This window comes from Carboxylicivirga fragile (genome assembly GCF_050589805.1).
Classification (GTDB): domain Bacteria; phylum Bacteroidota; class Bacteroidia; order Bacteroidales; family Marinilabiliaceae; genus Carboxylicivirga; species Carboxylicivirga fragile.
In genome coordinates, this window is record NZ_JBNGOY010000081.1 from 1 (window position 1) to 11127 (window position 11127).

The window sequence follows — 11127 nt, forward strand, 5'->3', positions numbered from 1 at the left end:
CCTCTTCCCATTCCGAACAGAGAAGTTAAGCCTGATAGCGCCGATGGTACTGCGTAGAAGTGGGAGAGTAGGTCACCGCCTTTTTTTAAGAAAAGCCTTCAGATAACTCTGAAGGCTTTTTTGCGTTTAAAAGGGTTTCTTCTTGAAGTATTGTGAGTATGGCTTTTTTTAAAGCATACCATTGTTGGAGGCAAGATCGTTTTTTTTTGTTAAAAATTATTTAATTATCAATTTTGCAATTATAATGTGTCATAAGTTCTGATTTGAAAATGATACTTATCATGAGGATTGTTATTTCGAAATAAAATTAATCCTTAGGCTTTCATTTTGTAAGCTAAATCACTATCTGGCAACTAAATTTTCTCATATTTAGTTATGGATTGAAAGTTGACGTCAAATTCAATTAGTCTTTCTTTAAAATTGTGTATGTTTCAAACACACAATTGTTTACCAATGTATTGTTCCTTTAGAAAGTAATGTTAAGCTATTGAAAGCTAACGTTAATAAATTCTAATTATATGTTGTATAACAATCTTTTTTTGAATGAAATTATGTGGAAATAGTCTGTATAGTTTCTACTTTTGCGGCATCTATTTACATTAAACAATAAATTACTAAATATGAAGCCTACGCATATTGAGCACATTGGTATTGCTGTTAAAGATTTAAAAGAAGCTATTCCTTTTTACGAAAATGTTTTTGGATTGGAATGTTATGCAATTGAAGAAGTTGCAGATCAAAAAGTAAAAACTGCGTTTTTTAAAGTTGGTCAGACAAAAATTGAATTATTAGAGTCAACCGATTCAGAAGGACCAATTGGTAAGTTTCTTGAGAAAAAAGGTGAAGGCATACACCACATGGCATTTGCAGTTGAAAACTTAGCCGAAAAGTTATCATTTGCTGAAGAAAAAGGTGTTCGTGTTATTGATAAGACTCCTCGCAATGGAGCTGAAGGTTTGAAGATTGGATTCTTACATCCAAAATCAACTTTCGGTGTTTTGACAGAATTGTGTGAAGATCCTAATAACTAATAAGATTTCTGACTAATTATACTTAATATATGTCAACTCAGGATAAAGTAAAAAAATTAATTGATCTTCGCAATGAGGCTAAGCTTGGCGGAGGTGAAAAGCGTATTGAAAAACAACATGCTCAAGGAAAAATGACAGCTCGTGAAAGAATCGAGATGTTATTGGACGAAGGTTCTTTCGAGGAATTGGATATGTTTGTGACGCACCGTTGTACCAACTTTGGTATGGAAAAGAACAAGTTTCTTGGAGATGGTGTTATAACAGGTCATGGTACTATTGATGGTCGTGTAGTTTATGTTTATGCACAAGATTTTACTGTTTTTGGAGGTTCATTGTCTGAAACAATGGCTCAAAAAATATGCAAGGTAATGGACATGGCTATGAAAGTTGGTGCTCCCGTTATCGGAATCAACGATTCAGGTGGTGCTCGTATACAAGAAGGTGTGACATCTTTGGCTGGTTATGCTGAAATATTTGAACGTAATATCTTGGCTTCAGGTGTTGTACCTCAGATTTCGGCTATTTTTGGCCCATGTGCGGGTGGTGCTGTATATTCACCTGCATTAACCGACTTTGTTATGATGACGGAAGATACGTCATACATGTTTGTTACTGGACCTAAAGTAGTGAAAACAGTTACAGGTGAAGATATTTCAGTAGCTGATTTAGGTGGTGCTGATGTACATGCTTCAAAATCTGGTGTTTCTCATTTCAAAGTTGAAAACGAAGAGGAAGGTTTGTTATTGATTCGTAAGCTTATTTCATATTTGCCTCAAAACAATATGGAAGAAGCGCCTGCTATAGAATGTAACGATCCTATTGATCGTTTGGATGATCAATTAAATACAATTGTTCCTGATAATCCGAATTTACCTTACGACATGAAGGAAGTAATCTTCTCAGTTGCTGATGAAGGTGAATTTCTTGAAGTACACCGCAATTACGCTAAAAATATTATTACTGGTTTTTGTCGCTTAGATGGACAATCGGTTGGTGTTGTGGCTAATCAGCCAAATTTCTTAGCTGGTGTTCTTGATTGTGATGCATCCCGTAAAGCGGCTCGTTTTGTACGTATGTGTGATGCGTTTAATATTCCAATTCTTACTTTGGTTGACGTTCCTGGTTTCTTACCTGGTTCAGGTCAGGAGTATGCTGGTATCATTACGCATGGTGCTAAATTAATGTTCGCTTATGGTGAAGCCACTGTACCTAAGGTAACTGTAACTATCAGAAAATCCTATGGCGGTGCTCACGATGTAATGTCATGTAAACAATTACGTGGTGACTTTAATTATGCTTGGCCAATGGCAGAGATTGCTGTTATGGGTGCTAAGGGAGCAATTGAAGTACTTGAAGGTCGTGCTATCTCTAAGTTAGATACTGACGAAGCAAAAGCTGAATACGCTGAGAAAAAGATAGCTGAATATGAAGAAGCATTTGCTAATCCGTATCAAGCGGCGTCTTATGGTTATATCGATGATGTAATTGAACCACGTAACACCCGTTTCCGTGTTATTCGTGCATTCCAGAATTTGCAGACAAAGAAGGTATCAAATCCTCCTAAGAAACATTCAAACATTCCATTGTAAAACTAAAGGATATGAATTTATTAATTGTTGATTCAATGACATGGACCATTACTATCTTGGGATGGTTCATTGTATTCGTAGCTTTGGTTTTTTTAATAGCCGTTTTTAATACCATTCCAAAAATTCTTAATTGGGATACTAAACGTATTTTAAGAAAGAAACGTGGTGTTGAGAAAGGTACAATTAAGAATGAGGATTTAATCATCTCAGGAGAAACAAATGCTGCAATTGCTATGGCTCTATCAATGTATTTCAATGAATTACATGATGAGGAGAGTAATGTAATCACTATAAAAGAAGTGAAACGTCGTTATTCTCCGTGGAGTTCAAAAGTGTATGGTTTTAATAATGTTAATTTCCCTAGATAACAGACATGAAGAAATTTAGTTTTACCATAAGAGGTAATAAATACGATGTTCACCTTAAAGATATTGAGGAAAATATAGCTCAGTTGGAAGTGAACGGAACACAATATGATGTTGAAATACATCAGGATGTAAAGAAGGCTAAAACACCTCGATTAGTTCGTAAAGAAGTGCAGCGTAAGCCGGGTGAAGGATTTATCACTAAGCAATCCGGTGCAAGTGGTGTTATTAAGGTGAACGCTCCACTTCCAGGCAGTATCTTTAAAATATTAGTAAAAGAAGGTGATGCTATTAAGAAGGGTGATAATTTACTTATAATGGAAGCCATGAAAATGGAGAATAATGTTCTGGCGGAAAAAGAAGGAACTATCACTTCAATTAAAGTTGCAGTTGGTGACTCCGTTCTTCAAAATGATCTTTTAATTGAAATGGAATAAATAGAGTTTTGGTTTTCTAATCGTTGAAAACTAAAGCGATTCCTAAATAAAATTATTTTATGAAACGAATTATCACTCTATTTGGTGTTTTCTCTGTTCTTTTAAGTCTTCAGTTTATTGGAGGGGGATTTGAGGCACACGCCGCTGAAGCCGGAGTTGTAGACCAATTTCTTAATAACGCTAATAATGGTTTGGATACTTTTTGGAAGTTTACAGGCTTTTATAACTTGATGCAATCACCTAGTAATCTAATAATGATTGCTGTTGGTTTGTTTTTTATCTTCTTAGCTATTAAGTACGATTATGAACCTTTATTATTAGTTCCGATTGGGACTGGTGTAATTTTAGGTAATATCCCGTTTGCAGAAGGTTATCAAATTGGCCTTTATGAAGAAGGTTCAGTACTTAATTATCTATATTTTGGTGTTCAACAAGGGGTTTACCCACCATTAATCTTCCTGGGTATTGGAGCAATGACTGATTTCTCATCGTTGATATCAAATCCAAAGTTAATGATATTAGGAGCTGCTGCTCAGGTTGGTATTTTTGCTACCTTCTTTGGAGCTTCGGCCTTAGGTTTTACGCCTCAAGAAGCTGGTGCTATTGGCATCATTGGTGGAGCAGATGGACCTACAGCGATTTTCTTGTCATCAAAATTGGCCCCAACTCTGATGGGAGCAATTGCGATTGCAGCTTATTCATACATGGCTTTGGTGCCGGTGATTCAACCGCCAATTATGCGTTTGATCATTCCTAAGAGAGAACGTTTGATTAAGATGAAACCTCCACGTGCAGTTTCAAAGACTGAGAAAATAATGTTCCCTATTATTGGACTTTTATTAACGACGTTCATTTCGCCATCGGCCTTACCTTTATTAGGTATGTTATTCTTTGGTAATTTATTAAAAGAATCTGGCGTAACTGAACGCTTGGCTGATACCGCTCGTAATTCAATGATTAATATTGTAACGATCTTATTAGGTATTACAGTTGGTGCTTCAACGCAAGCTGATTACTTTTTAACAACAGACTCACTTAAGATATTCGGCTTAGGGGCTGTATCGTTTATGGTTGCAACTGCTGGTGGATTGTTATTTGCTCGTTTAATGAATGTTTTCTTAAAAGGAGATAAGAAAATTAATCCTTTGATTGGTGCCGCTGGTGTATCGGCTGTTCCCGATTCAGCACGTGTAGTTCAGCACGAAGGTTTAAAGAATGATCCAAATAACCACTTGTTAATGCATGCAATGGCACCTAATGTATCTGGTGTAATTGGTTCTGCTGTAGCAGCGGGTATTTTATTATCTTTCTTGTTATAAAAAAGATTAACAACTTGATATATTTAAGCAGCCTCATTATTTGAGGCTGCTTTTTTTAGCTCTATACTTTTCTCAATGATTTCATCGATTAATGGAATGCATCGACCACAATTAGAGGCTGCTCCGGTATGCAATACCGCTTACAAACTAAAACGACCCCGATAATTATCGGGGAAAATCAATCTGTGCTTTTGTATCGGCATTAACCATTGTAATTAGCAAAATGATTTATCAATCATTTTGGAATACAATTGGTATAATTGAACCAACTCCAAACTAAATGCATTACTGATGGTAATGGCTTCTTTAATCTGATTCTCCCTAATGCCTTTACAAAGACATATCAAGCTACTCATATTTTTGTTTTTTACAAACGTATAAAATGATTATTCATGCACACAATTATCAAACTGGTATTATAGTTAGTGATGGAGTTTTAATAAAAATTAACAAAAAATGATACTTTTTTTGGTTGGCTACGGTAATTTTATATATTTGTATATGTATAAAGATACAAAATAACGAGGGTCATTGTAATTTAGATAGATTATTTATAGATCATCGTTTTTAATTAGCTTATTGTTATAAATTGATATTTTGTTATTTTTGCACATGTTAATCGCCAAATTAAATTTGACATTTGTTAAGAAATTACAACAACAAAACACACACCTTTATCGCCATTATTAATTTAAACCTTTAATCAATGAAAAAAAGAAATCGCCAAAAAATGAATCAAGGAGTAATTCTACTCACTTGACCTTGTTGGTTCAAAACTGAACCATATACCTTTTTTAAACATGTTATTCTTTTGGTATTACCTTTCGTCAGAGGTATGTCTATGAGTAAAGATGCATGTTAGTTTAATTATTCTTTATCACTATTATTAATTTAAACCTTTAGTTTTATGCGCAGATTAGCATTAATCTTGTCCCTGTTTGTCTTTGTGGGGATGAATGCATTGTTAGCACAAACGAAGACCATTACTGGTACTATAACTGGTAGTGAAGACGGAGAACCCATACCTGGTGTATCTGTTGTAGTTAAAGGAACAACAATTGGTACCATTACACGTGTCGATGGTACTTACTCATTAAGTGTTCCTGAAGATGCCACTAATTTATTGTTTTCTTTTGTTGGAATGACAACGGAGGATATTGCAATTGGTGGAGAGTCCGTAATTAATGTATCGATGGTTTCAGAAGCCATTGGTGTTGGTGAGGTTGTTGTTACAGCCTTAGGACTTGAAGTAAGTAAGGATAAGATGGCAAGTGCCACATCGACGATTAAGTCTGATGCCCTTGCAAATACTGGTGAATCTGGAGTTATTCAAGGTTTGGCTGGTAAAACATCTGGTTTATCTATTGTGAAAAATACAGGTGACCCAGGTGCTGGTGCTTACATTCAAATTCGTGGACAAAACTCGATTACAGGTAGTATTCAGCCTTTAGTTGTTGTGGATGGTGTGCCTATGATTAATTCATCTCGTGGTGGAGATATCGATGGTGTTGTTCAGCAATCACGTATGAATGACTTAAACCCTAATGATATTGAATCAGTTGATGTACTTAAAGGAGCAGCGGCTGCTGCAGTTTGGGGTACTCGTGCTGCCAATGGTGTAATAGTAATTACAACAAAAGCTGGAAAAAGTGGAAGTGCAAAAAAGATTAATGTGAATGTTTTTGCAAATTTCTCTTGGGATAAAGTAAGTACAGAGTTTAAGAAACAAGGTATTTATGGTCAAGGTAGATATGGTAGTTTTGAAGCTAACCGTGGTGAAAGCTGGGGTGACAAAATTAGTGAACGTGCTGGTGGTGATGATTTAGTTGATACTAGTGGTGGCTACTTTGAATCTGTTGGTGGAGCAAAATATTACCCTATAACGGAAAAGCGTTCTACTAACGTTTATAATGACGCTAATAGAGATCAAGTATTCCGAACAGGATTTACTAGTGAAATTGGTGGTAGTGTAACTTTAAACAATGACAGAAGTTCTTCTTTCATTAGTTTATCTAACTGGGATCAGCAGGGTGTAATTAATGGTAACTCGGATTATAAAAGAACTACCTTAAGAATTAATTATACTTCAAACCCTACTGATAATGTGCGTTTTAAGTTAAATACCTTTTATTCTGGTATTACTAGTGATCGTGTTCAGCAGGGATCCAACTTAAATGGTTTATATTTAGGTTATTTACGTACTTCGCCTGACTTTGACAATACCCATTATAAGGGTACTTATTATGGCGCAGATGGCAAACCTAGTTATAATGCACATCGCTCGTATCGTCGTTATTTAGGTGATCGTCCTCCTACTTATAATAACCCGGGGTGGACAATTAATGAGCAAGTTAATACATCTACCGTTCAGCGTTTGATGTTGAATCCTGAAGTACAGATTGATCTTCTAGAAGGTTTAAATACCTCTTCAAAGTTAACAGCAAGATATGGACTTGATTTATCTAATGATAAGCGTCATACTTTCTTCCCTGTTAATTCAGCCGCAGATTTCTCATCTGGTTATTTTGAAGAAGAGTATTTAATTGAAAGAGAAAGTACTTTAGAAGCATTTGTCAGAACGGTTCATAATTTAGGAGAGACAAATTTCTCATGGATATTAGGAACCCAATACAATACTCGTAATTATAATTATTTGGGTGGTTCAATGTCAAACTTTATCAATACATTAGATCAGATTTATGATTTTGATAATGCATCGGATAATTTAAAAACACCTTCGAAATTTGAAGAAGAACAAAGAACATTTGCTGGTTATTTAGTGGCTAACTTGGAGTTGTGGGATCAATTAATTTTGGATGCAACGGTTAGAACTGAGAAATCTAATGCCTTTAAGGATGCGATTGTGTATCCATCTATTTCAGGAGCTTGGCAATTTAGTAAAGCTATGGAATCAAATTCCATTCTTACTTTTGGTAAATTAAGAGCTTCGATTGGTACTGTGGGTGTTGAGCCTCCATTATATGTTTCGCGTACTGATTATGTTCCTGGTTCAGTGGGATCTGGTTGGGGAGCAACTTTGGATGCATCTCAATATAGTGGTGGTTTACAGCGTTCAACTGTTGAAGGAAACCCAAATATTGAACCTGAAAAGAAAACAGAATTTGAAATAGGTACGGATATGAGGTTCTTAAATGACTATTTAAACCTTAGTTTTACTTATTACCAAAACGAAACCGTAGGTGCTATTTTTGCAGTTGATGTACCTGCTTCTACCGGATATACAAGTAGATTTGAGAATGCAGCAACCTTATCAAATAAAGGTATAGAACTAGATCTTACGGGTACGCTTGTTCGTAATGGTGATTTTAAATGGGATGTTCTATTTAATTTCTCAAAGAACAAAAATATGGTAGATGATCTTAAAGGGGTAAAATCAATTTTCTTGAATGGATTTACAGGAACTTCATCCAGAGCGGTAGAAGGGCATGCACTTGGAACTCTTTGGGGAGGAAAATGGGCACGTACTGCTGATGGTAAATTAGACTTGGATGAAAATGGTTTCCCTCAGCAAGCTTTAGAAGAAGGTGTAATTGGTGATCCAAACCCTGATTTTAGAGCTGGTTTAGGTACTACTTTATCTTTTAAAGGTTTATCCTTAAATGTATTATTTGAAACATCGCAAGGTGGTGATATGTGGGCTGGTTCTGAAGCAGTATTACGTCACTTTGGTATTTCTCCTCGTACGGCTAATGAAGTTACTTTAGGAGCTGATATGCAAAACTATTGGGGCGAGACTATTGCTGCAGGTTCAACTGTGCGTGGTAATGTTCATAATTTTGGCGGAGGCGATGTACTTCTTGATCAGGCATGGTACACTGGTTTAGGTGGTGGATTTGGATCTGTATCCGAAGACTTTATTCATGATGCTTCTTACATTCGTTTACGCGAGATATCAATGACTTATAGTTTACCTAAGAGCATTATTTCTCCATTAAAATTACAAAATGTAAATGTAAGTTTAATTGGACGTAACTTGGCTTTATGGTCTGATTTTGCTGATGAGTTTGGAGTTGATCCTGAGACAAACCTTACTGGAGTGTCTAATGGTCGTGGTTTGGATTATTTTACCAATCCAAGTACACAATCGTATATGGTAAAAATTAATATTGGTTTCTAAAGAGTTAAAATATGAAAAAGTATTATATATTGTTCATTACGGCTCTGTTGATGCTAAACGCTTGCAACAAAGTTGAACTAGAAGAAGTGGATCCGAATAACTTTGCGGATTCTTCGCCCGATTTAATGATAAATGGACCGATGCTTGCAAATACTCTCGTAGTTGAGGGTGAGTTAGCACGAATGGCAAATATTTTTACAAATCAATTTACTGGAGCGGATCGTCAGTATATTTCGTTTAATAGTTACAATGTGACCGCTGGTGATTTTGATAATATTTGGGGTACAACTTATGCCGACGGTATTGGTCAGTGTCGATTGATTCGTGATAAAGCTATTGCTATTAAAGAAGTGGAACTTGAAGGAGTTGCAATGATTGTTGAAGCAAGTTTGGCTGGTACAGCAGCTTCTGTATGGGGCGATATTCCATTTACTGAAGCGGGGAATAAGGAAATGTATCCACAACCAAAATTTGATAAGCAATTAGATGTTTATATTGCTTTACAAGATTTGCTTGATGTAGCTATAACAAAAGTTGGAGATTTAACTTATGAACTATCAAAAGAAAATCCTAATTTAGGTAAGGTTTATGAAGCTATTGATCCTGCATATAGAGATGCATTGATGTGGAAGGAAGTTGCTTATTCTTTAAAGGCTAAATTTTATTTAATCGTAGGGGATTATGCCAATGCTAATGCTTATGCTAAAATGGGTATAGCTTCGGCTTCTGGTGACTGGATGGCTTACCATCCAGGTGATTCGTATCCAAATAATATTAGTGGAGCTCAGAATATTTATTTTGACTTTTGTGCTTGGAACCGTGACGGTTACATGGATGCCAGTGATGCTTACTTACCTAGTGTTTTGACATCGCGTAATGACCCACGTATGGATCATTATTACATTGACTGGTGGACTGCTGATGGTAGCTTATACCCTTATGCATGGACTGGTGGTATTTTTGATGCTGGCTCTCCATTCCCAGTTGTCACTTATTATGAGATGCAGTTAATTATTGCGGAAACAGAATTGATTGCAAATTCTGACGCTGGTGCGGCATTAACTGCTTTAAATAATGTACGTACATATTGGAGAGACCGTTATGGTGAAGAGTCCGATTATCCTGCTTATGTTGCTGGTGATTTTGCTGATGACGCGGCTTTATTGACGGAAATTTTAACTGAGAAATACATGTCGATGTATGGTCAGATTGGTGCTTTTGATGATATCAGAAGAACAGGTAATTATTTAAATATTCCATTAAAGACTGGTCAGAGTGAATTACCTCAGCGTTTTGTGTATCCACAATCTGAAATTGATTCTAATGGTAATACACCTAAGGTTGAGAATATTTTTGTAAAAACAGAAGCAAATTCTGGAGTATATCCAGGTGTATAAATAATATTGAACTTACTAACTTTTAAGCTGTGGTGGGACGTAGATTAAAGGTTTAGTTGTGTGAGGAAGGGGTGCTGAGGAGCGCCCCTTCTGTTTTTTATACCATCTTGTTACTTAACCTTCAATGGTTGTCCCGAAACCATTAAAGTAACTTCATTTGCTTTAGAGGCAATGTGCTGATTCATCCAGCCCTGTAGATCGGTAAATTTTCGTTGGATTTCATTATCAGAAGTACCACCTAGGCCTATTTCGTTGCTTACAATTATAAAAGTCGCATCAAATTGTAGTAGTTTTTCGAATTCTACCTTTGCTTCCTCTAATGATAAGTCAACATTACTGTTATTATCAAAAAAGAAGTTGGTGAGCCATAATGTAATACAATCTATTAGCACAACTCGGCCGTTTAAGGCATGTTTTGAGAGGTACTTCTCTTCCTCAATATTTTCCCATTGCGAGCCACGATCGTCCTGATGGCGTTTAATACGTTTATGATGCACATCATCCCATATGCGTGAAGTAGCTAAATATATAGGATTGTCACTTAGCTCTAATGCTAATTTTTGTGCATATGAACTTTTACCTGAACGTTGTCCGCCTGTTATAAAGATTATTTTTGACATATTTATTATTTACCACAAAGGAACGTAAAGTTTTTTTCACATAGTCCTTAAAGAATATTTTTCTACATTGTGTTCCTTCGTGTTGTCCTTTGCGCTACTTGGTGGTTAATTTCTACCACAAAGATCACAAAGTTTCTTTCACAAAGAATCACAAAGAAATATTTTCCTACTTCGTGTTCCTTCGTGTTGTCCTTTGCGCTACTTAGTGGTTAATTTTACCACAAAGTACAC

The 11127-nt window shown here is 35.9% G+C and carries 9 protein-coding genes and 1 rRNA gene; 8 read left to right on the forward strand and 2 right to left on the reverse strand.

The window, feature by feature from the left end; genetic code table 11:
• The 6 genes from rrf to ACRD7B_RS21920 all read left to right on the forward strand — a co-directional run.
• Nucleotides 1-84 (forward strand): 5S ribosomal RNA (rrf, locus tag ACRD7B_RS21895); the annotation flags it as partial.
• A gap of 536 nt (nt 85-620) precedes the next feature.
• The gene (gene mce / locus ACRD7B_RS21900) at nt 621-1031 is read left to right on the forward strand and encodes a methylmalonyl-CoA epimerase (RefSeq protein WP_430826805.1); all 411 of its coding nucleotides are present in this window, start codon (nt 621-623) and stop codon (nt 1029-1031) included.
• A gap of 29 nt (nt 1032-1060) precedes the next feature.
• On the forward strand, nt 1061-2620 hold the full coding sequence (locus ACRD7B_RS21905) for an acyl-CoA carboxylase subunit beta (RefSeq protein WP_430826806.1): 1560 nt from the start codon (nt 1061-1063) through the stop codon (nt 2618-2620).
• An 11-nt stretch (nt 2621-2631) separates the two neighbouring features.
• Nucleotides 2632-2988, forward strand: coding sequence for an OadG family protein (locus ACRD7B_RS21910; RefSeq protein ID WP_430826807.1), 357 nt, complete (start codon nt 2632-2634; stop codon nt 2986-2988).
• A 5-nt stretch (nt 2989-2993) separates the two neighbouring features.
• Complete coding sequence (locus ACRD7B_RS21915) at nt 2994-3422, forward strand: biotin/lipoyl-containing protein (protein ID WP_430826808.1); 429 nt, start codon at nt 2994-2996, stop codon at nt 3420-3422.
• A gap of 59 nt (nt 3423-3481) precedes the next feature.
• Nucleotides 3482-4741, forward strand: coding sequence for a sodium ion-translocating decarboxylase subunit beta (locus tag ACRD7B_RS21920; RefSeq protein ID WP_430826809.1), 1260 nt, complete (start codon nt 3482-3484; stop codon nt 4739-4741).
• Between the two features lie 215 nt (nt 4742-4956).
• Here the strand turns inward: ACRD7B_RS21920 and ACRD7B_RS21925 are convergent, their stop codons facing one another.
• Nucleotides 4957-5097, reverse strand: a complete 141-nt coding sequence (locus tag ACRD7B_RS21925; RefSeq protein WP_430826810.1) for a hypothetical protein — start codon at nt 5095-5097, stop codon at nt 4957-4959.
• Between the two features lie 551 nt (nt 5098-5648).
• On the opposite strand from ACRD7B_RS21925, the gene ACRD7B_RS21930 reads away from it, so the two are divergent.
• On the forward strand, nt 5649-8879 hold the full coding sequence (locus tag ACRD7B_RS21930; RefSeq protein ID WP_430826811.1) for a SusC/RagA family TonB-linked outer membrane protein: 3231 nt from the start codon (nt 5649-5651) through the stop codon (nt 8877-8879).
• An 11-nt stretch (nt 8880-8890) separates the two neighbouring features.
• On the forward strand, nt 8891-10276 hold the full coding sequence (locus ACRD7B_RS21935) for a SusD/RagB family nutrient-binding outer membrane lipoprotein (RefSeq protein WP_430826812.1): 1386 nt from the start codon (nt 8891-8893) through the stop codon (nt 10274-10276).
• 110 nt (nt 10277-10386) lie between these two features.
• Here ACRD7B_RS21935 and ACRD7B_RS21940 read toward each other — a convergent pair whose 3' ends face one another.
• Complete coding sequence (locus ACRD7B_RS21940) at nt 10387-10896, reverse strand: bifunctional adenosylcobinamide kinase/adenosylcobinamide-phosphate guanylyltransferase (RefSeq protein ID WP_430826813.1); 510 nt, start codon at nt 10894-10896, stop codon at nt 10387-10389.
• Between the last annotated feature and the right edge of the window lie 231 nt (nt 10897-11127).